Genomic DNA, 25831 nt, shown 5'->3' with positions numbered 1-25831 from the left:
AAACACCCTTAGAAGTTCACCTTGTAGAACTTACGCTTACCCACCTGGATAACCATCTGGTCACCGCCCTTGATTTCAATCTGGGCCTGGGGGTCAGCAAGTTTTTCACCGCCAATCTTGACGCCACCGTTCTGGACCATGCGGCGGGCTTCACCCTTGGAGGCAAAGGCCTTGACTTCAACGAGGAGGTCGAGAGCGCCGTAGGAACCGGCTGCTACAGAGCATTCTGCAGCGTCGCTAGGAATGGCGTTACCGCTGTGGACTTCCTTTTCCTTGGCGGCGGCAGCGACCGCGGCTTCGGCGCCGTAGTACTGGGTGACGATGTCAATAGCCAGGCGATGCTTTGCTTCGTTAGGATTCATCTTGCCGGAAGCAACGTCTGCCATCATCTGCTTGATTTCTTCCATGGGGATTTCGGTCAAGAGTTCGAACCAGTTTTCAACGATGCTGTCGGCCAGGCTGTAGATCTTGTGGTACATAACGTCCGGGGCTTCGTTGAGGCCCACGTAGTTACCGATGGACTTGGACATCTTGACCTTGCCGTCGGTACCAAGGAGGATGGGCATGAAGAGACCGATCTGGGGTTCCATGCCTTCGAAAATCTGAAGGTCGCGACCGCGAAGTACGTTGAACTTCTGGTCGGTACCGCCCAGTTCCACGTCGGACTTGATGGCGACGGAATCGTAGCCCTGCATCATGGGGTACATGAATTCGTGAAGGCTGATGGGGGTGTTTGCGGTGTAGCGGTTGTGGAAGTCTTCGCGTTCAAGCATCTGGGCTACAGTGAACTGGCCCATGAGTTCGGTCACCTTGCTGAAGTCCAGCTTAGAGAACCATTCGCCGTTGTAGTGGATTTCCACCTGGTCGCGGCGCACTACCTTGAAGAACTGTTCCTGGTATTCCTTGGCGTTTTCAAGAACCTGCTCGTGAGTGAGACGGGGACGGGCCTTGTTACGGCCGCTGGGGTCACCAATCTGAGCGGTGTAGTCACCAACGATAAGAACAACGGTATGGCCCAAGTCCTGGAACTGACGGAGCTTGCGCATCACGACAGTATGGCCGAAATGGACGTCCGGTGCAGTGGGGTCAACACCCATCTTAATGCGGAGAGGAACGCCAGTTTCATAGGACTTCTGGAGTTTCTTTTCGAGTTCATCCTGCGGGACGATGTCGATCACGCCGCGCATCAAAATATCAAGCTGTTCTTTAACAGGACGGAATTGCATAATTTTCTCAGTGGTTAGTGGTTAGTGATTGGTGGTTAGGAAATGCTAGCCATCAATCAACTAAAGCCCATGGAAAAAGAGTGAATTTTCATTTTCTACGAGGAAAGATAGAAATTAGTAGGAAGTAGGTAGTAGGTAGTAGACAGGAGAAAGGTCCACGGAAGGCGCCTTACCAAAGATTAACAAAAGTTTACAAAAAAATAACAATCTACTATTACTCTTTTTTATCTTTTACGTTGTTCAATTTTAGGAGGATTACCTTGAAAAAGAGTTTGTCTATACTCGCTCTTGCTGCGGCGTCCACTTTTGCGGCTTCTGCACCCCACACCCATGACGGATTTTTTCTGAGTTTTGCAATGGGACTGGGTTTCCAGAGCATTGATTTTGTCCTTGGTGATTATGATGACGAAACAACCAGTCAATCGGGGCTAGCAACAGACATTGATATAAAAATCGGTTTTTCCTTAACAAACAACCTCGCCCTTCACTTGACCCTTGCTGGCAACACCCCCACATCCACGATTTACGATCTTGAAGATTTTAACGAGGATGACGAATTCAAGGATTTTAAGACAAACCTTTCCATCCTCGGCATCGGTGCTACATACTATTTCCCGGGCAACTACTTAGCATCTGCGTCTATCGGCGTCGGACAGTTCCGCGTATGTGATGACATTCCCACATTCCAGGCCAATGTCCAGGGGAATCCAGACGATTACTCCCGCAGTGGCTTCGCTCTCCAGCTGGCCGGCGGCAAGGAATGGTGGATCAGCGAAAACTGGGGTATCGGCGCAACGGCCGCTATTCTGTACGGCAGAGAAACTAATCTTGGCGACGCAACTGAATCTTCCATCGGTATATCCGCAAGGCTTACCGCAACTTGGAACTAATGTTTCTACGATAAAAAATTACAAGGACCTCCCCAAAGGAGGTCTTTTTATCGGGTAAATGCAGCTAGGTCGATGCCCAGCTGTTTTATTTTGTATGTAAGAATGCGGGGCGTTGTGGAGAGGCTGCGGGCGGCTGCGGCCATCTTGCCCTTGGAACTCTTGAGGGCGTCGCAAATAATATCGCGTTCGTAGGCTTCCACCATCAGCTTCAGGTTGCCGGACACCTGGGTGCCGGAAGTTTCCGCAGTCTGCAGCGTAGTGGGAAAATGGTGCGGGTAGATAACGTCTTCATCAGTCACGAGGACGGCGCGTTCAATGGCGTTTTCCAGTTCACGGACGTTTCCGGGCCAGGGGTAGCTCATGAGCATATTGATGGTAGTGCGGGCCAGACGGCGCACGTTCTTACCTACAATACGGCAGTAATGTTCCACAAAGTGGTCTGCCAGAAGGACGATATCCGTCTTGCGGTTATGCAGAGCAGGAACGTAGATAGGCGAAATGTGGAGCTGGTAGTAAAGGTCTGAACGGAAAGTGCCGTCGGCCACCATCTGCTGGAGATTCTTGGTGGTAGCAGCAATAATGCGGACATCCACCTTCTTGGAAAAACGGGCTCCCACACGTTCCATTTCGCCGTCCTGCAGAAGGCGCAAAAGTTTCACCTGAAGGTTGGGAGAAAGCTCCGCCACTTCATCCAGAAAGAGAGTTCCACCATCAGCCTGCTCCACGCGGCCCGGAGTTTCCGTAAGCACGCCAACCAAGGCGCCACGCTCGCTTCCGAAAAGTTCACGGTCCAGCACAGACTCCGGCATGGAGGCGCAGTGGACGCGGATGTAGGGATGAGTGTTGCGGTCAGAGCGGTAATGGATAGCTTCAGCCACGAGGCCCTTGCCGGTACCCACCTCCCCCACGATCAATACGGGAAGGGGGTTCTTGGAAACCTGGTCGATCTGGGCATAGACGCGCTGCATTTCGCTGGAGCGCCCGATGATATTGTCGGGCTGGAAGCGGTCCTTAAGCTCCATAGTCAAACGTTCGTTTTCCGCCTTCAGGATTTCGTTTTCTTCGCGAGCCTGACGACGCAATTTAACAGCCGCGGCCAACATCTGGGCGATAATTTCCAGAAGGCGAAGTTTTTCGGGAAGCTGTTCTTCCACAGGATCCTGGACGTCGGCACTCAAGGCACCAATGACCTCATGTTCCATGATCACGGGAACGCAAAGGAAAGCACGGTTTTCATCCTTACCACGACCAGTACGGTCAAGGAAGTTGGGATCCTTACCCACAGAGGGAATGATGACCGGCTTACCAGTTTCCACCACGCGGCCAGTGACGCCTTCACCCACCTTATAGCGACCCTTACGGGCCTGGCGGCTGGAAAGGCCTTCTGCAATTTCAATGGAGATTTCGCCGGTATGGCGATTATACAAAGTAAGGGTGGCATGCTGCACACCCATGGTAGACTCCAACACTTCAAGAATGGGATGAGCCACATTCTCGAAGTCCAGACTCTGGTTCAAAATGGAGCTGATCTTGTAGAGCAGCTCCAGTTCTTGAATCTTACTTTGTTGTAGTTTTTCCATCTAGTAGTTTTCGCTGGATCCTTCGCTTCGCTCAGGATGACATCACTGTCTACTTCCTACTAACCACTGTCTACTTACTTCAGGGCTTCCTGGACCAGGGCGCTAACGCGCTTGCCATCGAAACGGCCCTTCACCTTGGGCTGAAGTTCCTTCATGATCTTGCCCATATCCTTGGGAGAGGAAGCGCCAGTTGCAGCCTTGATTTCGGCGATGAGAGCCTTCACTTCTTCTTCGGAAAGTTCGGCAGGCATATACTTCTTGTAGATGGCGATGACAGCTTCTTCAGCGGGAATCTTATCCATGAAGCCACCCTTCTTGAGGATTTCAATGGCTTCCTGCTTCTGCTTCACGCTCTTTGCCAGGGCATCGACGCACATTTCGTCGGTAATGCTTTCGGTAATCTGGGCGGGAGTAGCGCCGGCCTTCATGGCTTCATTCTTGATATCAGAATGAAGAGTGCGAAGAACGCTGAGAGTTTCGGAATCATGAGCCTTCATAGAGGCCTTGATATCATCAAGAATGCGAGTCAACAATTCACTTGCCATATTTTTCCCTTTGACTATAAACACCTAATGAGCCACCAACCACAGGTTAGCGACTCACAAAGTAGAAAGTTTCGCTTTTTAGGAATGCCCGGCTACGCGTAAGCTAGACATTCTCCGGCGTGACACTATCTGGACTGTACCCTAGACAGGGCGACCAGACTAGTAGAGACGCTTGCGGTTCTGGTCAGCGATTTCCTTCAGGCGCTTGCGACGAGCAGCAGTTTCGATGCGCTTCTTTTCTTCAGAAGGCTTTTCGAAGCGCTGACGCTTCTTGACATCGGAAATGATGCCGTTCTTTTCGCAAGACTTGGTGAAACGCTTGAGAGCGCGTTCGAAAGGTTCGTTGGACTTAACAATAACGCCGATCACGATAATCCTTTGGTTAAGTTTAAAATTCAAAATTGGATAGCCAAATATATTTATTCCCAATAGTTCCGTCAAGGGTAATAAAAAAAGACCCTTTTTATTTTTTTATAACTTGCGGAATATCAAAGACTTATGTATATTTTAACCGAAAATCATATAGCTTATTTTTTTGATATATTCAATAAAATTCGGAGATTTTGATGAAATCCCTTTCCGTTTTTTCTGCGAAAATCGCAACGATAATTTCTCTTGCCGCGGCATGTTCGATGTTCGTTGCCTGCAACGAAGAGGAAGACCTCGTTCCCCAGATGGAACCCGCCAAGCCCGCCGCCCAGGCAGCACCCGCTCCCAAAGCAGCAGCTCCTGCCCCGGCTCCCAAGCCCGCCCCCGTCGAAGAAGCTAAGAGCGCAGACGAACCGGTCCTGGTTCCCATCCAGTCCCTTTCCAACGACAACAAGGATGATGCTCCCGCAGCAGTTGCCGCCCCCGAAGGCAGCAACCAGCCCGGCAGCAAGGGCGACTTCGTAATTCAGGTCAGCATCCAGTCTTCCAAGAAGGCCGCTGACGGTATCGTAAAGAAACTGGCAGAACAGAATATTAAGGCCTACATCGCCGAAGTCGAAAATCCGGGCGAGCTGGAAGGCACATACTACCGCATCCGCGTCGGTTTCTTTGAAACCAGCAACGACGCCCAGGAATACGGTAAGCAAGTCCTGAAGGCATTGAATTTTGCATGGTGGGTCGACAAACGTAAGAACGACGAAGTCGGCAATCCCGCAGGCGATTACTCCAGTGATATGGAAGAAGACGACGAAGAAGAAGAGGAAGAAACTCCGGCTCCGGCACCCAAGCCCGCACCGGCTCCTGCTCCTACTCCGGCTCCCGCACCTGCCCCTGCACCGGCTCCGGCACCCGAGCCCGCACCGGCACCCGAGCCTGCTCCCGCTCCCGAAGCACCGGCCGCAGACGGTTTCGACGACTGGGACTAATCCAAAAAAGAGATTACAAAAAAAAGCTCCGTTCCAGAGGAACGGGGCTTTTTTTAATTGCTTCAAAAAACGAACTACATTTCGCCGCGGCTAACGAAATCGTTGAAACTTTGGCATATGTCGTTAAAATTTTCTTCGACTTCGTCCAAGCCCTCTGCAGCGCCGTATAAATACTCGCTGTATTCATCAACAGTTATCTGCAAGCCGGAGCATTCGACCTGGTAGCTGCCATCTCTCCATGAAGCAGCTTCTTCCTTCTGATCAGCACAAGCCACATCGGCATCTGCCTGAGTCGAGTAACCATAAACAGAATGGAAGGTCACCTTGGAGTCGCTAACCACAGTTGCAGTGGACGTATAGGAAATACCCATTACGTATTCGCTCAAAGTCACAGAGTTTCCAGACCTGGAAACACTACATTGAGCACCCTGGGCATTAGAGCTGCTATCACCACAGGCAGTTAAAGAGAACATGGCACCAGCGGCCACGACAAATGCGAATTTACTCAAGTTCATAATTCCTCCTTTTAAGAAAGGAAGCTCAAATATACTCTTTTTCTGCCAATCATTGAAAGCTATTCCACCGAAATCTATATTTGGTCCATGCCTACAAGAAAGCCTAAGATTTTCGTCGTTCATCTCGGTTGTTCCAAAAATCAGGTGGACGCAGAACGCCTCGTTGGAGAAATGCTGAACGTCGGTTTTGAAACCACGGAAACAGCCTCCAAGGCCGATTACATCCTGGTAAACACCTGCGGATTTATCGAAGCCGCCAAGGAAGAATCCATCAACGCCATCCTCGCCCAGGTAAAGGGCAAGAAAGCGAAGCAAAAGCTGATCGTGACGGGATGTCTCAGCAAGCGCTACGGCGAAGAGCTGGAAAAGGAAATCCCCGAAGTCGATTTCTGGGCAGGCACCTATCAGCCCGGCGAACTTCTGGCAAAGATGGGCATCGACCAGCCGGCAGGCTGCAATCCTGCCAAGCTTCCCCGCCTGAATCTGGGCGGACTCCCCCACCACGCCTACCTGAAGATTGCGGAAGGCTGCAACCGCCGCTGCGCCTACTGCGCCATTCCCAATATCCGCGGCCTGCAAAAATCCACCTCCATCGCCGACCTGGTGAAGGAAGCCAAGGAACTGGAAGCCCAGGGCATCAAGGAAATCACCCTCATCGCCCAGGACACTACCTTCTTCGGTCGCGAAAAGAAGAAGGAAGGTGAAACCCTCACGGACCTGCTGAAGGCGCTGCTCGCCGAGACGAACATTCCCTGGATCCGTATGCTGTACTGGTACCCCGCCTTCATCGACGATGAACTGCTGGACCTGATGGCCAAGGAACCCCGCCTGGTCAAGTACATCGACATGCCTATCCAGCATAGCAGCGACCCCGTTCTGAAGAACATGCTGCGCAAGTACACCCGTCAGGAACTCCGTGACATCCTCCGCAAGATCCGCACCAAGCTCCCCGACGTCACCCTCCGTACCACCGTGCTGGTAGGCTTCCCCGGCGAAACCCACGAAGACTTCGAAGACCTGATGGACCTGCTCCAGGAAATCAAGTTCGAGCACTTGGGCGGATTCGTGTTCAGCCCCGAAGAAGGCACTCCGGTCATGACCATGAAGAAGCTCGCCCCCGTAGACGAAAGCGACGCCCGCGCCCGCCTGGACGCCATCACCGACTTCCAGGAAGAACTGGCAGCACAGCGCGCCGAAGAAATGATCGGCAAGACCGTGACCGTCATCCTGGACGAAGAAGCCGAAGAAAGCGAATACCACTTCTACGGCCGCACCGAAGGCAACTCCCTGGACACCGACGACATCGTGAAGGTGCTGGAAGGCGACGGTGAAGTTGGAACGTTCCGCCAGGCATTGGTTGTCGATGCGGAACCCCACGAACTGATCGTAAAGTTGCTAGACTAGATTATTTTGGGGTGGTCCGCCGACCCCAAGCGCAAACAATAAAAAGAACATAAAAAAAGGCCCCCGCTGGGGGTCTTTTGCGTTTTATGCTCTCGACGCGATTCATCAAAACTTCGTTTTGATAGCTCCTGCGCGGCTCGGCAATGAACGAACAAGTTCGTTCGCTGCACTCGCCTTATGCAGGAGTCGAACTAGTTCTCGTCGCCTAGTAAAATAAAACACCAAAGACCCAATGGGTCTTTGGCGTTTTTATGCTCTCGACGCGACTCGAACGCGTGACCTTCTCCTTCGGAGGGAGACACTCTAATCCAACTGAGCTACGAAAGCGAAAGCCTCTAGAACCGTTGAACGTTCTTCAAGGCGATTCGCAATATAGTAAAAAAGAAAACCGCCCATCTTGATTGGGGCGGCATTCTTTAAAACTTGTTCCAAAAGTTAGCTGTTATCGACCAGCAGCGCTAGAACGGGCACGAGCCTTTTCACGTTCACGACGACGCTTTTCGGTGTCATCCGGGAAGAGTTCCGGCAGGGCATAACCGATGGCGATACCGAAGACAATACCAGTCTTGTTCATACCGTCCTGGTTAACCACCTTGGAATCCCACTGACCATTCTGCCACATGCCAAGCACTTCACGCTTGCCCCAGCTGGGGTTGTCGGTGGATTCATCCCACTGGGCAGGCTTCTTTGCCAGCTTGGGAGCATAGTACATACCGATAGAGAACTGCAGGTAGTACCATTCATTGGTCATATAGGCAATAAGAACGTCAAACTGGTAACCTTCCACAGAAATCAAGGCTCGAACGTTATTATCCGGTTTGATGTCATGGTCGAAGTAAACAGTACCATAAGAAGCAGAAATACCCAGATGGAGAGGATTCTTCGGGAAGAGGTAGTAGTTAATACCGGCCTTCCAACCAGAGCCACCTTCCAATTCAAATTCTTCGAAGTCGGTGTCGGTACCCTTAGGCAGGAAACCGAAAGAACCGAATACGGCCAGATGGAACGGCAGGACGTATTCCGCACCGATACCGAAGCTCATACCCATACCGGTTTCACCCATGAAGGCATAGCGAGAACCCATACCCATCTGCAGAATGAGACGGTTACGGAGCCAGTCACGACGACGTTCGGAGTTTGCGTATTCATCCTGACGCTGTTCTTCTTCGAACTTTTTGCGTTCCAGCTGTTCCTTGCGCTGAGCGACAGTCAGATCGCCGCTGGCAAATTCTTCATCTTCCCCTTCTTCGTCATCGTCGTCCATGGCAGCAGCACGGGCAGCCTTGCCCTTAGATGCCTTCGGCGGAGCAGAGACAAAGCCATCATCGTCTTCGTCATCGTCAGAAGCAACAGACGGAGCGGAGACGTAATCGTCGTCATCATCATCCTGAGCCCAAGATACAGACGCAAAAGCGGACAAACCGAGAGTCAAACAGGTAGTCAACAAAAGTTTTTTAAACATCAAAAGCCTCTGATTATATAATCGCCTTTGGAATATAACTTATTAAATCCGCCAAATGCAAAAGCCTTTATGTAAAAGTTGATTAAAAATGACGATTTTTATAAAAACAGCGGGTTTGTGCGACCCAAGGTCCCGCTATTCCACTTTTAACAACTTAGCTTTTATGGAACCGAGGGCAATTTCGCACTCCATAAGGACCGGAATACGACGTTCATCATCGGTCAGCCATATAAAAATGCGGCCCTTCGACACAAAAATGCCGTCTCCATCCAGCACGGGTTCCACTTTTATAGTGTTTACCGTGCCAATTTTGGTCTTTAGGGTTTCGCGTCCATGGACAAGGACCTTCAGTTCGTAGCGTTTCTTGCCGCTCACTGCCGAAAAGCGAGAAGTATCCCCTACCGTCAACGGCAGAGTTCGGACCAGGTAAAAGGCAGACATGATGCTGTGCTCGATACCCTGGATGGCCACGACGGTATCGGCGGAGCGCTTGACCTTGCGAACCTTTCCGTCGGTAAAGACCGTGTCGGAAAGCCATGCTTTTTCGCCCTTGCGGTCGAACCGAATTACGGACTTGTTATGGTAGCTACCCTCGTTCAAGGTCTTGCGGAAAACTTCCGTCATGAGACCCTTGTTACGAACGCGGGTGTAGATGGTGTCAGACACCGGATAGATTTTCTTGAGGGACCCCTCGTCATGAGCCAAGGTGTAGAATTCAGTCTTGCCGTCCTTGGAAGGTTTGACCTCCAGCACGGCCTTGCCTGCAGTAATGATACCCCAGCCCAGACTAAAAGTCAGACGTTCACCCTTCATCCAGGGAGCCTTGACCTCGGGAAGGTTCGGCTCACCGGCAAAGGATGAAGTAGAAAGCAGGCCTAGAAACGCAAATGCAAAAAACAACTTAGACACAAAGCCAAATTTGCACTTGATTTTTTCCACGATCCTAACCACTTCCTACCGTCTACTTCCTACTACCTACTAGCCTTCGATGTCGCCCAGACCCTTGCGGTATTCCACAAGCTTTGCCTTGACTGCAGGGTCAGTGAGAGCGACGATGTGGGCAGCCAGGTAGCCGGCGTTCTTGCCGTTACCGATACCAACAGTTGCAACAGGAATGCCACCGGGCATCTGGACGATGGAATGGAGAGCGTCCACACCGTTCAGGGGACCGCCAGCGCAGGGCAGACCGATCACCGGAAGGATGGTGTGAGCGGCCAACACGCCCGGAAGAGCTGCGGCGAGACCGGCAACACCGATGATGACCTGGAGGCCACGGCCTTCAGCTTCCTTGGCGTACTTTGCAGTAGCGTTGGGAGTGCGGTGTGCAGAGTAAATGTTGAATTCCCACTTGATGCCGAAGCTGTCCAGCACAGCGGTGATCTTGTCTACAACTTCCTGGTCGCTCTTGCTACCAGCGACGATACCAACCTTAGCGTTTTCTACTAGCATCTTGCCAAACCCTTCTTACCAATGTCCTTACGATAGAACTTACCTTCGAATTCAACCTTTTCGCAAGCGGCGTATGCAACGTCCAGAGCTTCGCGAAGAGTTGCACCGTGACCTACGACGCCGAACACGCGACCACCGTTGGTGACCAGCTTGCCGTCGGCCATCTTGGTACCGGCGTGGAGAACCTGTGCGCCGTTCTTTTCGGCTTCTTCGATACCGGTAACCACCTTGCCCTTTTCGTAGGAACCAGGATAGCCAGCGCTTGCGAGAACCACGATTGCAGCGGAACCCTTGGGAGCCTTGGGAGCGCCAAGCTTGGCCAGTTCGCCCTTTTCGGCAGCGTCAAAGAGAGCCAGCACGTCGCCATCGTAAAGCGGCAGAACAATCTGGCATTCCGGGTCACCCAGACGGCAGTTGTATTCCACAACCTTGGGGCCCTTGGAGGTCACCATGATACCCACATAGAGCACGCCAGTGTAAGGCTTGCCTTCGGCAGCCATACCCTTGAGGGTGGGTTCGACAATAGTCTTCTTCACTTCGTCCAGCAGGGCGTCGGTAACGACCGGAGCCGGAGAATATGCACCCATTCCACCAGTGTTCGGGCCCTTGTCGTCGTCGAAGACGCGCTTATGGTCCTGAGCGGAAGAGAGGATCACGTAGTCCTTGCCATCGCAGACCACGAAGATGGAGGCTTCTTCGCCGTCCATGAATTCTTCGATCACGACAGTCTTGCCGGATTCGCCGAACACGGCCTTTTCGCCAAGCATTTCTTCAACAGCGTCGTCAGCTTCCTTGTCGGTCATGCAGACGATGGCGCCCTTACCAGCAGCAAGGCCGGAAGCCTTCACCACGATGGGAGCGGGATGTTCTGCCAGGAACTTCTTTGCGGAAGCCAGGTCAGTGAAAGTTTCGAATGCTGCGGTGGGGACATTGTACTTCTTCATGATGTCCTTGGAGAAAGCCTTGGAGCCTTCAAGAGCTGCAGCGCCTGCAGTGGGGCCGAAAGCGCGAAGACCGCGGGCGCGGAATTCGTCAACCACGCCAGCGACCAGCGGAATTTCCGGTCCAATGATGGCCAGGTCAATGTTGTTGGCAACAGCGAGGTCGGCAATAGCCTTGGGGTCAGCCACATCTACGGGGATGCACTTGCCCAGGTTTGCCATGCCAGGATTGCCCGGTGCGCAAATGAGGGAGTCGCACATGGGAGACTTCTTTACAGCGAGGGCAATGGCGTGTTCACGGCCGCCGCTACCGACTACGAGAATGTTCATACTAGACCTTGGTGGTTAGTGGTTAGTGTTTAGTGGTTAGTGGATGAATACGACACTAACTAATTTTCGGATATAAAGTAGAAAAAAAGCTGTCAGGAAATGTGGAAGGGGACTCGCAAAGGCTACAATGCTTTTACCTGTTCCTCGGTGAGATTCTGGTACTTAATGACCTTTTCCAAAGGAATATTGTCGCGAAGCATCTCGCGAGCAGCCTGCAACTTCTCAGACAAAGCCTTTTGGCGTTCTTCCTTGCGGCCAATATCTTCGCCATCAGCTTTACCCTGCAGGTACGAGCCTTCTTTTTCGTATGCGAGATCAGTCATGCCGTCGGCCTCCAGAAGAAAAACATCATTAGTGTACGAGGAAAAAGATACATCATTTGCAAACTCCCTGTCAAGGAGACCTTCAGCTTTTTCCTCCGTGATTTCCTTATCCTCCAGAATTTCGCGGAAGAGACGAAGCATGTCGGCTCGGCGACTCTGTTCACGCAGTTCTAGCGGAGTGCGGTCTTCGATGGCAAAGAACTTTTCCAATTCTACCAGATTGATATCCAATTTGTCATAGTAAAACTTTTTATTGCGAACCAATTCCAAAGTGTGGTAGTAATGGTCTCGGTCCAGGACGAACTGGTCCTCGGTTAGGATACTCAGAATGTAGATGTGCGGCAGGTCGTAGGACTTGGATTTCTTCACGGTTCTACTGATTACACGGGATGTGTAGTAGATGAGACGATCAACAAACAACTGGTTATAGTTTTGCTGAACTTCAATGAGTACAGGTTCCCCCGCCTGGGTAGTACCATAGATGTCAAAGATTGCAGTCTTCTCGTTCAGTACGCCAGGGTTTTCTTGCACGCCTAGGGAAAACTTCGAAATGGCCTTGTCACCCTCCAAGCCAAGCATTGCGTTGAGGAACATTACGGTTCGCAGCGGTTTGGCTTCGTTCGCCAATAAAATCTTGATCATTCCATCACTGAACGGATAGACATTCTTGAAGATCTTGCGATAATGGGCCAGACGGTCGGGATTCTTTTTGATATCCTTCGCCATGGCGATAAATTCCTTGCGATTCATTTTCACTCCATAAAAAAAGACCGCCGCTGCGTCCGGGCGCAAGCCCTAGGCAGTAAAGCGATCTAACAAACTATGTTACGTGATGGAATTTAGAAAGAGGCTACGAGAAAAACAAGGGACCAGGTTTCCACTGACGCATTTTGCAAACAACTGTTAACACGAGACTTATCTTATATGTGAGCTTCCAAGATTCGTTAAAATTGTATGGGAAGAAATTTCAGCAAAGACATTTCTAATTCAGACATTTTTATTTTCTTTGGAATCATTGATTTTTGTGGAGTCTACCAAATATCGAGTGGCGATTTTCACAGTTTTTGGAAAGGTTGCTTGATAAAGTACGTCTTCCTCATCATCAAGGCACCAGCAATGTGTTTGTTTCTTAAGTCCATAATCATCGGCACTCCAGAAAAAAGCATATTTGCCAGCGTCCATCACTTTATCCTGAAAGGAGAATTTATAGCCAACAAGTGTAGCACAAAAAAACTTATTATCACAAAGAACATCTCTTTCAGATTGCGTAGGAAACTTACCCTTTACCCAATTTTTTAATTCTTGCCAGTCAGCATCCGTGGGGAGGCGCAAGTAATCATGCTTTTCAGCGACTTCTACAGCCTCGTCCCATGTCAGAAGCTAATCATTCATTGACTTTTTGTAGTTTTCGGCTAACCAGTATTGGTTGCCGATTTTTACAACATTATAGTCTGTATCGTCAATTTTCATTTTCTTCATATTCCATGTTAATTTAAAATTCTGTTCTTCCCTTTGGCTGCGCCTTAGGGAAGAACTTTGTTGAAGCCCCCGCTGCGCAGGGGGCTTGCTAGTGGTGCTATGCGCCTCTAGTTGGATTTCTGGAGACAACGCACTGAGTAACCGTCGTACTTATAGTTGCTGCGCATGTAGGCATTCTCGCCGCCGTAGCGCAAGCTCATGTTGTAGGCGTCGTAGCTATCGTCCTCGCCCTGAGAGGCAGACCAGAAGACGGCGTTGTAGCCGGCATTGCCGAAATAGCCACGGTAGTCTCTGAGGCCTGCAGGGAGCGCGGAGAAGCCGTAGGCATCGGAACCGTTACCTCTTTCCCTCCACCCCGAACGAGACTTCAGTTTCTTTCCAGCAACATCTCCCCCACCGACTGTTGCAATCAAGGTTTTCCATTCTTCCTCTGTAGGAATATGAAAACCACTTGGACAAAGGCCCTGATGGGGATATGCTTGTTCACAGCTATACTCATTGCAACCCGCAGCAAGGCGCATCGCTGCCGCCCAGGTGTAAAGACGACCATACTTTTCACAGTTTTCAGGTTTATTGTCATAGCACCAAGAGCCCTCATCGGTTTTAACATTAAGGTTCTCAGCCATCCACACCAGGTCACCAATCTCTACAGTCTTGTAGGTCTTGCCATCGCGTGAATCCTTCACGCTCCCTTGATTTTGTTTGTTGGCCGCCCCGGCTTCGCTAGGGCGGACGAGTGACGCATCGCGTTCCTCGTTGGAGTTCTGGAGACAACGAACGGAGTAACCGCGGTACTTACTGTAGTAGCTCACGTCGGCATCCTCGTAGTGGTAGATCAAGTACATGTAATAGGCGTAGTAGCTAGCGTACTCGCTAGCAGACCAGAAGTAGGCGCTGCTGCCGGCAGTGTCGAAATTGCCATAGTAGCGTCTGTAGCCTGCAGGGAGCGCGGAGAAGCCGTAATTGTCAAAACCGTCGCCATCGTCATTCCACCCGTGGCGGGACTTCAGGGCCCTGTCAGCAGTTTCTTTGCCGCCGACATTTTTCAGCAGAGTTCCCCATTCTTCCTCTGTCGGCAAATGCCAACCTGCTGGGCAAGCGTTCTGAGCACCACCCCAGGTGTACAAGCGACCATACTTTTTACAATTAGCGTCCTTGTAATCGTAGCACACGCTACCACTGGTCTTGTAATTCAGGTTCTCAGCCATCCAGGTCTGATTGCCAATTTTTACAGTCTTGTAGGTCTTGCCATCGCGGGAATCCTTCACGCTCCCTTGATTTTGTTTGTTGGCCGCTCCGGCTTCGCTAGGGCGGACGAGTGACGCTTCGCGTTCCTCGTTGGAGTTCTGGAGACAACGCACTGAGTAACCGCTGCGCTTATTGTAGTTGAACATGCTGGCAAGCTCGAGGATGTAGTACAAGTACATGCCGTAGGCGCTGTAGCTACCGTTCACGTCCTGAGAGGCAGACCAGAAGTAGGCGTAGTAGCCGGCATTGCTGAAATAGCCATCGTAGTATCTGTAGCCTGCTGGGAGCGCGGAGAAGCCGTCGGCATCGGAACCGTTACCTCTTTCCCTCCACCCCGAACGAGACTTCAGTTTCTTTCCAGCAACATCTCCCCCACCGACTGTTGCAATCAAGGTTTTCCATTCTTCCTCTGTAGGAATATGAAAACCACTTGGACAAAGGCCCTGATGGGGATATGCCTGTTCACAGCTATACTCATTGCAACCCGCAGCAAGGCGCATCGCTGCCGCCCAGGTGTAAAGACGGCCATACTTTTCACAGTTTTCAGGTTTATTGTCATAGCACCAAGAACCTTCAGCAGTTTCCACATTAAGGTTTTCCGCCATCCAAACCTGTTTACCAATAGTTACAGTCTTCACCTCGCTAGGAACCTTTATGTTCTTAAGGTTCCTTAAGGATTGCTTATAGGCAATAACTGAATCCTTGCATTGCTCAATGGTCTGGTAGGAACTTCTTTTCACGCCCCATTTAGTACTGTCATTGACGACATAGGAATCTGTACAACTAGCACCTTTAATTTTAACCACGGAGCCATCATCAAACACAAAGTTACAGCCACCTTCGGCTTCACTTGTATGGTGAACCTTCATGCACAGGTCTTCGTCGCAGCCCATAAGTGCAATCAAATGCAGTGAAAGAAATGCATAAGCAAGTTTTCTCATATTACATTCTCCCATTAACAAGAACTTTCAAATTCTTATAGGGCAAATTTTCCCCTAACAAATTATTCTGTGATTCCCAATAGGACTTTACAGTTTCGTTTTTGAAAATTCGATTTTCCCAATAAAGAAGAATATTGTTGTCCATATCTATGATTCCATGATTTTTCATCCAGCGCAGATGGTCAAAGAAAAAGAAAATTTTATCCAGCGTTATTTCGTCCCCTCGCTCTGCTATTATAGTTTATATTGGATTGATAAGAAAAACCTATCAATAGAGGCGGACATGGAACTGACCCATCTGAAGTATTTTCTGGAAGTCGCGAAGAACGAGCACGTCACCAAGAGTGCCCGTAACCTGTGCATTGTGCAGCCGGCCCTTACGCAGGCCATTCACAAGCTGGAAGATGAACTAGGCGTTCCGCTCTTCAAGACGCAAGGCAGGAACATCAAGCTTACCGAATGCGGAAGCTTCTTCTACAAGGCACTCAAGCCGCTCTACGAAGATATCGAGGCCCTGCCCAAGCGGCTCCGCGCCATGGCGAACAAAGAAAACAAGACCCTCAACCTGAATGTCCTCGCCGCATCTGCGTTCGTGACCGATGCAGTGATTCAGTACAAGCAGATCGATCCGGATTTGCAAATCAACCTAATCCAGAGTTTGGAAACCACCCTTTACGATGTTTCGGTGCGCACCTGTGAAAATTACGATGCCACGCCCGCTCCCGACGAAGAAGTCTTTGTGTGCCCCGAAAAGATTTACCTCGCCGTGCCGAATAGCGCCCAGTATAAAAAGATGACGAGTGCGTCGCTTGCGGATTTCAAGAACACGAACTTCATCGGACTTTATGGCACGAAGGCACTAGGATATATCTGCAAGGAATTTTGCAAGCGCGTCGGTTTCGACTTGAACGTCACCTTCGTGAGCGATAACTCAAACGTGGTGAAGGACGCTGTCGCCGGAGGCATCGGCGTAGGATTCTGGCCGGAATTCTCGTGGGGCAAGATGGATCACCGCAAGGTCCGCCTCCTCGACATTACCGACGCCGAATTCAAGCGCGACATCATTGTTACGCTGAGACGCAACAAGCAGGACAACTCCCGCGCCGAAAAGTTCTTCGCGTTCCTGACAAACGTTCTGAAAAAGGAAGCCTCGAAACGTGGACGGTTGCACAAGAGATAGTTATTTTATTCGTTGCTCATAATTTAAGCGATTAAGAATGTTTGTCTCTAAAAAACTTCTTTACATATTAGTGAATTGAAGGCCCTTTTGAATATGCAAAAACGGAACTGAATTCACGTAGAGGGTGTCTAAGACTCCCTCTACGTGATGAAGAGAGAATACGCGCTATTCTTAGTCCTAGATTAAAGTATGGCGCTGTAGATAAGCGAATACGGACCTAGGAATGTTGCCATTAGCAGGTGTTTGGAGTTGCCGTTATGGTTGATGGGAATGAGGTTGTTTAGGTTGTTTATGTCATAAGACTGAGCACCGCCTTTTTCATTCGCCATGTTTTCCCAAGGGTTGTCGTAGTAATTGCCGCTTCCCCATTTTCCTGCCGAAGGAATGCCGACGGATATAAAGTAATTTATCGGCCCGAGAATTGCCAATTGGAAGTGATGCCCGAATTCATGCCTTAAAACGTCGTTGCGCGTCATACCGTGGCCATCTATCCAAGTAGAACCGTCTGGGTTCTTGGCGTCCATATGCTTGAGCAGAATAAATCCGACATTTCCGGATCGTCCGGCATCGCTTCGGATGATGGGTATGCCTTTGAAGAAGGATACTTTCGTAGAATCCAGTGCCTTTTCTTCATCGGTGTTGAATGGGTTCCAATTGATGGATTCCATGTCGCTGAAGATGTCGTCCGAGAATGCTGATGCCATCATGAAGCCTCCATACATTCCTATTGTCATCCCGATTTGATACAAAACGCCTGTACATAAGTTGCCAATGGTTGAGAATAGATTGATGCCTGCCAATTGCCCGAGAGTGCAACCTAGAGACAATACGGCAGCTATCGCCACGATCAAGAATCCTATACCGGCAATAATGCGTCCGGCAATGTATAGTCCGACTTTTTTGAAAAAGTTTCCGACTCCTTTGAAGAATTTCTTGACCCCATTCCAAAAACTTTTCCAGCTACGTCCGTCGTCGTCAATGCGCATGACCGGATTGTTCCCGCAATAAGCGAACAAGTTCAAACCGTTGATAACTTCGGGTTGTAGATAACTTATTTGGTCTTGGGAGATAAATCTTCCCGTTTCAGGATCGTAGTAGCGATTTATCAAATAGTATAGATTTGTTTCTATATCGTAGAAGTATCCGCGGTAGCGGAACGGGTTGACATTCCCTATATGGTCCTGGTCGGTTATTTCGTTGCCGTCTTCGTCAAGGATTTTATGGTTGCCCCACGCGTCGTATTCATAGCGTGCTTCCAATTTCCCGTTTAGGGTAAAAATATGTGTTATGTCGCCCTGTGGGTTTTGACGCAATACGTATTGAAGCCCCTGGTATTTTAATCCCGATAGGCCCTTGTCGTCATAGATGAATTCAAGGACCTTTTCTTTTGTTTCCATTTGGAGCAAGTCCTTGTTTGTATCGTATGTGAAATAGGTTGAACCTTTCCGGATGCGTTTGCCGTAACCATCGTAATCGTATGTGAGACTGCCGAATTGCTTCAGTTTGCCTTCTTTCCAAACGAGTTTTTTGTTCTTGAATAAGGTCGGATCCCCGAAGCCATCGTAAGCGAATGCGTTGTCGTTGCACGATATTAACTTATCGCCATCATACGAATAATTTTCCACATTTGCTTCTGTGTAATCAATGAGTTCCCCTGTATTTTTGCGGGTTAGAGGCAACTCAATTTTTGAGGTGCGGTTGCCACCATTGTCGTAGGAGAATAGCCAGGTTTTCTTGAATGTGGCGTTGTCTTCGCGGATTATTCTATTCAGGTGGTCGTAGGCGTATGCTGCGGCGAACTTGCCGTTTACCCATTTTTCGGTGATGTTGCCGCAAGAGTCATATTTGTAACGGATACCTTCGGAGATACCGAATGTGCCATTATGTATTTCGCCATAACGGACGGAAGAGACCATGTCTGATGTGTGGTTCCCTACTTTACGGAAGCTGATGTATTCGCCAAGGATTTTTTCGCCATTGGCATTGAGTAGCGTTTTTCCAATGTCGCGGCCTAAAAGGTCTTTTTGTGGTATGTAAGTGAGGCCGTTAGGAAGCTTGATAGCTTTTAACGTTTTTGCGACGTTCGTGTTGTATTCGAATTTATACTTTTGAATTTCCTTTCCGTTTACAAGTGCGGCGTGTTCAGTCATTTTCCCATTGTCGTCGTATTTGTATGTTTCCTGGACGGATTTTAGATAACCAAATTCCTCTTTCTCGGCTTTTGATTTCGCAATGGAATTTAACCGGTTGTTGTTGCTGTCGTAATCTGCGGAAGTGATTGTCCCTGTGATGAAATCTGCACTACAAATAAGGTCGTTTGTCTTGGAATAACTATTCCTAAAGAGGATGTTCCCGTCAAGAGCTATTTGAATGAGATTTTTCTTGGAATCGGTAAATGCCTCTGTTGTTGATTTTTTGTTTTGACTGTCCCAAAGTGTTGTTGTAGTTGTTTCTGTATAAACTTCTTCAAAGTTGACGTCTCTGATTTTTTGAGCTTTCAACGGCTTTGAAGTTTTGTCATATTTATAGTCAGCTTTCTTTAATCCGTCAAAGAAAACAGCGGTTTTTTCTCGTTTGGCGTTGTATTCGTATGTAATGGAATGTGTACCGCTGGTAAGTTTTGTTACAAGCCCGCAGTTGTAATGGGTTTCAACAAAGTTGGATTCGCCCTCTTCGGTACTTTGAGAAATTCCGGTGACTGCATGAGAATTGCAATCTCTGGAATAAGTGAACTTGCTGCCGTTCGGTGCGGTTGTCGAAAGAACCTCGTTTGTTGTTGGGTCGTATTCATAGGTGACTTTGACTTCTCCAAGTGCGTCCATTTCGTATTCAACGGAACTGTCTTTTTCGTGGTAACCTTTTTCTACGAACTTTCTGCTAGATGATTCTAGGGAATTGTACACTTGGTTCTTTAAGATACGCCCCTTGTCGTCGTAGAGGTTTTCATCGACCATGCTTCCTTGCGTTGCTTGATTGCCTTCAATATAGGATTCTTCACGAATCTGTGCCCCCTTGCCGTCATATGCGTACTTGGAAACAAGAGTGACTTTAGTGGGGCTTGCTCCGTTGGTCATGTTATCGGTGCAAACGGCTCTTTTTTCTATGGGCAGGTGCAACTCGTTATATTTGTAGGTCGTTTCTGTTTTCCTATAATGGTTCCCGTTAGGAATGGTGCAAACAAATTCATTGCCTGTTTCTGAAGAAACTAATTTTTTAAAGGCGTCAAATTTTTTGTATTCAATTTCTGCGGGTGCGAATCGGAATTCCTGGCACTGGTAAATTGTAGTGGATGGGTTGACCATGGCCAGTTCTATTTTTGAAACGTCCTTGCTGATATCTAGGGAAACAGGGACGGCGCAAAGTTGAACGCCGCTTTGACGATCAATGATTGGCGTTTGGAAGGAACATGTTGACTTGTCTTTGTAGGTGACAGTCGCCTTAAGCCCTATAAACACATCTGTTTTTGACCTTGTGAAAATGGTATTCCCTGTTAAATTGTTGTATTTGAATTCACCAGTGAAGTGGTTTTCTAGATGGCCGACTAAATGAGGTTTCTGCCATAGGGATCCCTCAATTGCAACTGTATTGTTTTCTTGCACAAGATTCGTGCTTGCCTGGAACCCCTTTTTCGCGCTAATAAGGGCGGTGAACATGAATTCCTTCTGGTGTGAGGGAAGTGTGCTTGCCTGTATGGTGAATTGAGCCTCGTTTTGAGATACGATGATGGAATCGTCAATTTCATGGATGGAAAACATTTCGTTGTTTTCTCGGTCGGCATAGGCGTAGGAATAAGCTCCGAAGGATCCGTCTTCCTTTTGACCATAGCCGCCAATGGCGCATCCGTGGTCATCCATAAAGTAACGCTTCTTTTTATTGTCGTTGGTGATGGTGCATTCGTGAATCCCGTATTCAAAGAGTACTTTTGCGAATACATTGTTTTTGAAGGCTACGGAATCAGATGTGGTCACGACATCATCGTCTTTTATTTGACTGACGAGAGAATAGTTTGTAATGGTTTGCAATGGAGCACTTGCATTTTCGGAAGTTGCCGCCCCATATTCTAATTTTGTCTTTGTCTTGTCGTGGTCAGAAGAAATTGCGGTAAGTTTGTTGTTTGTATAGTTGAAGGTAACTGTGTCTCCGTTTGCCAATTTGACGCTTTGCAGTGTTGAACCTGTACCGTTGCCGGAATAGGTGTATTCTACCCTGTTTCCGTTGTAATCAACGATGGATGTCAGCAATCCATAAAAGTCGTAATTGAAATTGATGGAATTTTTGCCGTCGCTAAGACACGAAATTCTGTTGTTGATGTCGTATTCAATATTGATGCTGTTGTCGTAGGAATCAGTCAGAGCGCATAATTGACCGTATTCGTTGAAGCAAAGGGATTGCCCTTCACTCGATAGGCAGGCTACGGCCATAGTTTTCTTCAATTTGACAAGGTCTGCTTCATAATTGAAGTATTCCTTGTAAATCCTTTGTAGCTCAGCGATTCGGATGCTGTTCTTTTCAACAAGATAATCAATTTGCTTGATGATCTGATCCAGCTGCTCCTGGATGGGTTTGTCGTCAATAAGTGATTTTTGTGTGGCTTGATCTTCTTCTTGTTGGTTAATATTTTTGACTTGTTCGCTTAATAAAGAAATTTGCTTGTAGTCAAAAGAGGGGGTTGTCTTAAAATTGAGATAGACAAGGTCTTTGTCAAGCAGGCAATTGTCGGCTAATTTTGCGGCGGTGCTGAAGTCAAAGGGGCTACGCTCATTGTTGTATTTGTCGCCGTAATAGTAGAATACCTGTTTTTTGTCCTTGGATAGGAAAAATCTACTGAATACATACGGCATCTTGAATGTATTGGGGCTTTCCTTGTTCAGATTTTTGAATTGCCAATAAAGGTCCGTCATTTTCTTGTACATGATATAGCTTTCGCTAGGACCTTTGCTTTCATTATAAGATAAATCGGCGTTTTTATCTTCTTTCCAAACATTTAGCAAATCATCAAGTTGCGTCGTAAGGCTATTGTATTGTAAATTCAATGACCGGTTTTGCATCATCAGGTTGTGCTTGGATGATGTGGTTGAATCCTTATCGTAAAGGCGGCGCTGAATTTCGTTGTTTTTTAGTTGTGTGTTATAATAATTCTTTTGAGTATAAAGAGAGCTCAACTGCATCGCTTCTTGCTTTTGCATGACCAGGTACCCGGCTGCAGAATTCATGAAACTGTCAAATTGCCCTGCAGAAAGCTTCTCGTCTTTAAAGAGTGCCGAGAGACTTTGAATTTCTGTACCGGAATTCGATTGGACGATGACGAATTCTCGAAGATTCCGCTTGTACGTCGCCAATGTTTCTTCTAGCTGTTTTTCTTCTTTTTGACGTTGTTCGTAATATTTGATTCCGTTGAATCCGTCAAGTCTTGTGGTAAGTTTCATACCACTGGATGTGCTCTGTTCCTTGAAAACTTCGCACTTCTTTCCGGAAACATCGGTCCACATGGTTTCTGTGACTATGTCAAAATTAACGTTCTCCTTTTCTACAGGGACTTTTTCTCCGGCGGCATTGAAGTAATAGTATGTTTCAATAAAGCCGTGCTTGAATCCGTTTCCGTCGGTGTAGATGTAATCGGAACCGTTGTTTTCGACACTTCCTTTGACGAGGGATTGGTGCAGGTTTAATCGCCAGTTCCTGCCGCAGTCAAAATTTTCGCTACTCCATTTGTAGGTGTGTGATATTTTGAGCGGCAAGGAGGTCTTTATAAATGAAATATCGCTGAAGGATGCCGTCATGTCGCCGCTATCTAGAGTAACGCAGCCTTCGACGCCACCGGCGAAGGTGTAGCTTTCGCTTGCGGGCATCATTTCATCGTCAATGAAGTATTCGACGACAATGTCAGAAGAATCAGTTTCGTCTGGAATGGATATTGAGCCTGGAAGTGGAGTGAATGCCCCGGGGATTTCTATATGGTTGATGTCTGGTGGATTGGCTGGCAAAAACGGAATTTCAAGGTGTTCGTCAATGTATCCAAGAGAGGGACGGTCTTGGACTGGGAAGGGTTTTAAGTCTATCTCAATGTCTTTCCCATTTGCATTCAAGAATTCCTTCGTGATATCCAAAAAACCGCCACCTTCTGGTATTCTAACGGGACGATCTCCTGCCAAAATGGCCTCGCGCGAATCCGATTGCAGTTTGATGCTTACCTTTGATATTTTCTTCCCTTGAAGGGAATCAACAAGATCTTTGCTTATAGTGACGACGTTTTTTTCAAGAGCCTTCCTGTCGGAGAATTTTGCTGTGGATGCCGTCAACCCTGCTTTCCACTTTTCGGTTTCGCTCGTTCTGCTGAATTGCTGGTATTTAACTATCGGCGCTTTTTCGGAAATGATTTCCGGAGATATTTCAATCGGGAAACGACTGTTTGCGTTGACTTCCTCGGCATTGAAGGTGAAGGAAACTTGTACTTGGTGCGGATTTGTTTCCTTTACGTCAAAGTACTGCGGTGCAATTTTCTTCCCGGAAAAATCCTTAAGGACGGGAGCGGCGAGGGTGAAAAGGTCTGCACCACCATCAGTCAATTGGATGGCATCCCTCTTTTCCCCTTGGACTAGTGAGAGATTCTCGGTATTCAGAAGATAGGCGTATTCATATTTGTTAGCCTTTTTGGTGACGATGATGTTTTGGACGAGACGATTGGGATGGACATCAAATGTGATGTTTGTTTTTTCATCTACATTTTTCCAAAAGATGGTGTTGCTGTCCTTGATGGAGAGAGGTCGGTGAACAGGTCTTTTCTTGTTTGGCGTCAAGTCCTTGAATTCAAGCTTTATTTTTGAATTGGTTGCTGCAAGTTCCAATACATCAGTTTCTTTTTCAAGTTTGTTGAATTTTATGCGGAAGTTTGGGCGCTTGACTTCAATCAAACTACCGGTTTCCTGAGGGAGGGCGTTTTCCGTTTCTTTAGATGTGTTTGAAAAAAGGGCGAGACCCGTTCCGTTGTTGAATTTGAAAAAACGGCTGTTCGATGTTTTTAGGGATATATCTTCAAAAGCGACGTGTTTTAGGGATGGACGTTCGTAAATTTCCTCCAAAATAGTTTTCGTGACGGTTGCGACTTTTTCAAATTTTTTTGAGGTTGTTGCCTTGGCTTGTGCGATTTTCAATTCTTTCTTTACGGATTTTACGCTTTCTTTCTTCTTTTTTGCTGTAATTGCCAATAAATCCTTGGATTTCATTGCTTTTTTTGCCATGATGGTTCCTTTCTTTGTTGTTTAAGAATGATATGGAAATAATGATAATATTGGTTTTGGGGGATGTATATGAAAAGTTTTATTTTATATGTAAAAATAAATTGACTTGACATCATGAAATGAAAGAAATAACATAAATAAAATTATGATGACAAATATTTTTAATTTTTAGTGTCCGGTAAAAATACAGCCATAATAGGTATGAGGTCGTTTGTGTTGCTCGCTTTGAGGTTAAAGAATAGCGATGCAGCCACCACACTTTCCCCTAGCCCCTAACCACTATCCAAACGTTTTTGAGATTTTCCCCAGACAACAATAATTTTTAATATTTGCATAATGTTGGCGGTCTTCCGTGTTAATGGATGAAATTTTCTTCTTTTTGTCTTGAAAATTTCCTCTTTTCGCCCCATTTTCACCCCACCTTTCCTTGAAATCTCCCCTCTTTTTGTAATTTTCCTATATAATCTAGGAGTACAGGGTTATTATGAAGAATATGTGGCAGGGTATTGCTTGTAAGTTTGTTGTCATCTTATAGGGGCTCTTTTTGAACACAGGGAAAACTTGAAGAAGCCGCAGTTCTTTGGCGCAAATCCTTGATTAAGGAGACTAGCGTAAATTTCGTCAAAACCTCACCATTATGATACCATTTTGGTTACATTTTTGTATATTTAACACAAAATAGGAGCTAAATATGTCGCAAGTAGCCTTTAGCGTTAGAATGGATAGTGATCTGAAGCAGGAGTTCGATTCTCTTTGCGAAGAATTCGGTATGTCTATGGCTACTGCCATTAACATATTCGCCCGCACAGTGGTTCGCGAAGGGCGCATTCCCTTCGAGGTTTCATCTCACAAAACGGCGCCTATGATGGCTGCCGATGTACGAGGATCATACAACGTCACTCCAAAGCGTTCCGCCAGCCAGATGCTTCGAATTATGCAAGCTCTTTCTGCAGAAGCACAAGAGGCCGGTGTTGCAGATATGAGTCTTGATGAAATCAATGCCGAAATCGACGCCGCAAGGAACGGTGTTTAGTACGCTGTACTAAATCGAGAGAAATTTCATTTTCCAAAGATGTGCTTGAAGCAACATTGAATCAGATAGAAATTCTAGGTGTCGCTGAAAAGGATTTGGTAGAAATCGTAGAAACCATACCCGACCCAAAGGATGTCGTCTTTTATTCCGTTGCTTTAGCTCACGGGAAGACAACCGAGACACATCTTGTTACAGGAAATATAAGGCATTTCCCTTCGGCACCTATTGTCGTCACTCCACGAAATTTTTTGGAAATACTAAAAAAGTAGATTTCTTCTTTTTCTCAATCCATTGCTCTTTTTGAACCCGGAGAAAAAAAACACTCACCTCTTTTAGCACATTATCAAGCCCGAAAAATTACATTTTAGCACACTTTATTGCTATAACCCCCACGTAATGCATAATTTTCTATAGAATTTTTGGATTATAATCCAAAAATTCGACAACTACCTGGATTTTTTATTGTAGGCCAGGTTTTGACCGTCTTTTAACTTAGGCGATTTCACTCTAAAAACAGCAAAAATGTGCATTTTTTAATACAGATGATACAGTTTGTTCTTATTTATTGTTCGAAATTCTTTATGATCTATTTCATAGTGACCTTCCCTAAAAAAGGTTGACACTTTTGGGGTGTTTTTACTGACCGAGTTGACAGTTTCACTGATATGGTTTACACCTTTCCCTCGGTATCA

The 25831-nt window shown here is 47.5% G+C and carries 18 protein-coding genes and 1 tRNA gene; 5 read left to right on the top strand and 14 right to left on the bottom strand.

Features of this window, described 5'->3' with window-relative positions; genetic code table 11:
* Nucleotides 1–8 precede the first annotated feature (8 nt).
* A complete protein-coding gene (gene tyrS / locus BUB38_RS06015; RefSeq protein WP_073158523.1) occupies nucleotides 9–1226 on the bottom strand; it encodes a tyrosine--tRNA ligase in 1218 nt (405 codons plus the stop codon).
* A 260-nt stretch (nucleotides 1227–1486) separates the two neighbouring features.
* Between tyrS and BUB38_RS06010 the strand changes: the two genes are divergently transcribed.
* Nucleotides 1487–2116: an outer membrane beta-barrel protein gene (locus BUB38_RS06010; protein WP_158535463.1), complete on the top strand. Its 630-nt coding sequence runs from the start codon at nucleotides 1487–1489 to the stop codon at nucleotides 2114–2116.
* Nucleotides 2117–2163: 47 nt separating this feature from the next.
* Here the strand turns inward: BUB38_RS06010 and BUB38_RS06005 are convergent, their stop codons facing one another.
* The 3 genes from BUB38_RS06005 to rpsU all read right to left on the bottom strand — a co-directional run bounded on the left by BUB38_RS06005 (nucleotide 2164) and on the right by rpsU (nucleotide 4610).
* A complete protein-coding gene (locus tag BUB38_RS06005; protein ID WP_073158517.1) occupies nucleotides 2164–3696 on the bottom strand; it encodes a sigma-54 interaction domain-containing protein in 1533 nt (510 codons plus the stop codon).
* A gap of 74 nt (nucleotides 3697–3770) precedes the next feature.
* Entirely contained in the window at nucleotides 3771–4241 is a 471-nt protein-coding gene (locus tag BUB38_RS06000) for a GatB/YqeY domain-containing protein (RefSeq protein WP_073158515.1), read from the bottom strand.
* Between the two features lie 159 nt (nucleotides 4242–4400).
* Nucleotides 4401–4610: a 30S ribosomal protein S21 gene (rpsU, locus tag BUB38_RS05995; RefSeq protein ID WP_014546541.1), complete on the bottom strand. Its 210-nt coding sequence runs from the start codon at nucleotides 4608–4610 to the stop codon at nucleotides 4401–4403.
* A 197-nt stretch (nucleotides 4611–4807) separates the two neighbouring features.
* On the opposite strand from rpsU, the gene BUB38_RS15780 reads away from it, so the two are divergent.
* Complete coding sequence (locus BUB38_RS15780; protein ID WP_073158512.1) at nucleotides 4808–5596, top strand: SPOR domain-containing protein; 789 nt, start codon at nucleotides 4808–4810, stop codon at nucleotides 5594–5596.
* A gap of 74 nt (nucleotides 5597–5670) precedes the next feature.
* On the opposite strand, the gene BUB38_RS05985 is transcribed toward BUB38_RS15780, so the two are convergent.
* Complete coding sequence (locus BUB38_RS05985; protein WP_073158509.1) at nucleotides 5671–6111, bottom strand: hypothetical protein; 441 nt, start codon at nucleotides 6109–6111, stop codon at nucleotides 5671–5673.
* 87 nt (nucleotides 6112–6198) lie between these two features.
* Here BUB38_RS05985 and rimO point away from each other — a divergent pair, with 87 nt between their 5' ends.
* A complete protein-coding gene (rimO, locus tag BUB38_RS05980) occupies nucleotides 6199–7515 on the top strand; it encodes a 30S ribosomal protein S12 methylthiotransferase RimO (protein ID WP_073158507.1) in 1317 nt (438 codons plus the stop codon).
* Nucleotides 7516–7767: 252 nt separating this feature from the next.
* Here the strand turns inward: rimO and BUB38_RS05975 are convergent.
* From BUB38_RS05975 to BUB38_RS05940, 8 genes are all read right to left on the bottom strand, one after another.
* A tRNA-Arg gene (locus BUB38_RS05975) sits at nucleotides 7768–7842 on the bottom strand.
* Between the two features lie 115 nt (nucleotides 7843–7957).
* The gene (locus BUB38_RS05970) at nucleotides 7958–8977 is read right to left on the bottom strand and encodes an autotransporter outer membrane beta-barrel domain-containing protein (protein WP_073158504.1); all 1020 of its coding nucleotides are present in this window, start codon (nucleotides 8975–8977) and stop codon (nucleotides 7958–7960) included.
* Nucleotides 8978–9112: 135 nt separating this feature from the next.
* The gene (locus BUB38_RS05965) at nucleotides 9113–9886 is read right to left on the bottom strand and encodes a DUF3108 domain-containing protein (RefSeq protein ID WP_249269425.1); all 774 of its coding nucleotides are present in this window, start codon (nucleotides 9884–9886) and stop codon (nucleotides 9113–9115) included.
* Between the two features lie 69 nt (nucleotides 9887–9955).
* The gene (gene purE, locus BUB38_RS05960) at nucleotides 9956–10426 is read right to left on the bottom strand and encodes a 5-(carboxyamino)imidazole ribonucleotide mutase (RefSeq protein WP_073158501.1); all 471 of its coding nucleotides are present in this window, start codon (nucleotides 10424–10426) and stop codon (nucleotides 9956–9958) included.
* Complete coding sequence (gene purD / locus BUB38_RS05955) at nucleotides 10420–11697, bottom strand: phosphoribosylamine--glycine ligase (RefSeq protein ID WP_073158498.1); 1278 nt, start codon at nucleotides 11695–11697, stop codon at nucleotides 10420–10422. Before purD ends, purE begins: the two co-directional genes overlap by 7 nt.
* A 122-nt stretch (nucleotides 11698–11819) precedes the next feature.
* Nucleotides 11820–12770, bottom strand: coding sequence for a PD-(D/E)XK nuclease family transposase (locus tag BUB38_RS05950; RefSeq protein WP_083541973.1), 951 nt, complete (start codon nucleotides 12768–12770; stop codon nucleotides 11820–11822).
* Nucleotides 12771–13007: 237 nt separating this feature from the next.
* A complete protein-coding gene (locus tag BUB38_RS05945) occupies nucleotides 13008–13352 on the bottom strand; it encodes a fibrobacter succinogenes major paralogous domain-containing protein (RefSeq protein WP_073158495.1) in 345 nt (114 codons plus the stop codon).
* Nucleotides 13353–13606: 254 nt separating this feature from the next.
* Nucleotides 13607–15688 (bottom strand): fibrobacter succinogenes major paralogous domain-containing protein, encoded by a 2082-nt coding sequence (locus BUB38_RS05940; RefSeq protein WP_073158492.1) that lies wholly within the window; start codon nucleotides 15686–15688, stop codon nucleotides 13607–13609.
* 283 nt (nucleotides 15689–15971) lie between these two features.
* Between BUB38_RS05940 and BUB38_RS05935 the strand changes: the two genes are divergently transcribed.
* Complete coding sequence (locus BUB38_RS05935) at nucleotides 15972–16868, top strand: LysR family transcriptional regulator (RefSeq protein ID WP_073158489.1); 897 nt, start codon at nucleotides 15972–15974, stop codon at nucleotides 16866–16868.
* Nucleotides 16869–17050: 182 nt separating this feature from the next.
* On the opposite strand, the gene BUB38_RS05930 is transcribed toward BUB38_RS05935, so the two are convergent.
* The gene (locus BUB38_RS05930; protein ID WP_073158486.1) at nucleotides 17051–24106 is read right to left on the bottom strand and encodes an RHS repeat-associated core domain-containing protein; all 7056 of its coding nucleotides are present in this window, start codon (nucleotides 24104–24106) and stop codon (nucleotides 17051–17053) included.
* Between the two features lie 691 nt (nucleotides 24107–24797).
* On the opposite strand from BUB38_RS05930, the gene BUB38_RS05925 reads away from it, so the two are divergent.
* Nucleotides 24798–25139, top strand: coding sequence for a type II toxin-antitoxin system RelB/DinJ family antitoxin (locus tag BUB38_RS05925; protein WP_073158483.1), 342 nt, complete (start codon nucleotides 24798–24800; stop codon nucleotides 25137–25139).
* Nucleotides 25140–25831 lie beyond the last annotated feature (692 nt).

This window comes from Fibrobacter sp. UWH5 (assembly GCF_900142505.1).
Taxonomy (GTDB): domain Bacteria; phylum Fibrobacterota; class Fibrobacteria; order Fibrobacterales; family Fibrobacteraceae; genus Fibrobacter.
Note: the sequence above shows the minus strand (reverse complement) of the source record. Positions and strands in the feature narration are given on the sequence as shown.

Coding starts and splice junctions, on each gene's coding strand:
- tyrS (WP_073158523.1), bottom strand. CDS start 1,226: ATGCAATTCCGTCCTGTTAAAGAACAGCTTGATATTTTGATGCGCGGC.
- BUB38_RS06005 (WP_073158517.1), bottom strand. CDS start 3,696: ATGGAAAAACTACAACAAAGTAAGATTCAAGAACTGGAGCTGCTCTAC.
- BUB38_RS06000 (WP_073158515.1), bottom strand. CDS start 4,241: ATGGCAAGTGAATTGTTGACTCGCATTCTTGATGATATCAAGGCCTCT.
- BUB38_RS15780 (WP_073158512.1), top strand. CDS start 4,808: ATGAAATCCCTTTCCGTTTTTTCTGCGAAAATCGCAACGATAATTTCT.
- BUB38_RS05985 (WP_073158509.1), bottom strand. CDS start 6,111: ATGAACTTGAGTAAATTCGCATTTGTCGTGGCCGCTGGTGCCATGTTC.
- rimO (WP_073158507.1), top strand. CDS start 6,199: ATGCCTACAAGAAAGCCTAAGATTTTCGTCGTTCATCTCGGTTGTTCC.
- BUB38_RS05970 (WP_073158504.1), bottom strand. CDS start 8,977: ATGTTTAAAAAACTTTTGTTGACTACCTGTTTGACTCTCGGTTTGTCC.
- purE (WP_073158501.1), bottom strand. CDS start 10,426: ATGCTAGTAGAAAACGCTAAGGTTGGTATCGTCGCTGGTAGCAAGAGC.
- purD (WP_073158498.1), bottom strand. CDS start 11,697: ATGAACATTCTCGTAGTCGGTAGCGGCGGCCGTGAACACGCCATTGCC.
- BUB38_RS05950 (WP_083541973.1), bottom strand. CDS start 12,770: ATGAATCGCAAGGAATTTATCGCCATGGCGAAGGATATCAAAAAGAAT.
- BUB38_RS05940 (WP_073158492.1), bottom strand. CDS start 15,688: ATGAGAAAACTTGCTTATGCATTTCTTTCACTGCATTTGATTGCACTT.
- BUB38_RS05935 (WP_073158489.1), top strand. CDS start 15,972: ATGGAACTGACCCATCTGAAGTATTTTCTGGAAGTCGCGAAGAACGAG.
- BUB38_RS05930 (WP_073158486.1), bottom strand. CDS start 24,106: ATGGCAAAAAAAGCAATGAAATCCAAGGATTTATTGGCAATTACAGCA.
- BUB38_RS05925 (WP_073158483.1), top strand. CDS start 24,798: ATGTCGCAAGTAGCCTTTAGCGTTAGAATGGATAGTGATCTGAAGCAG.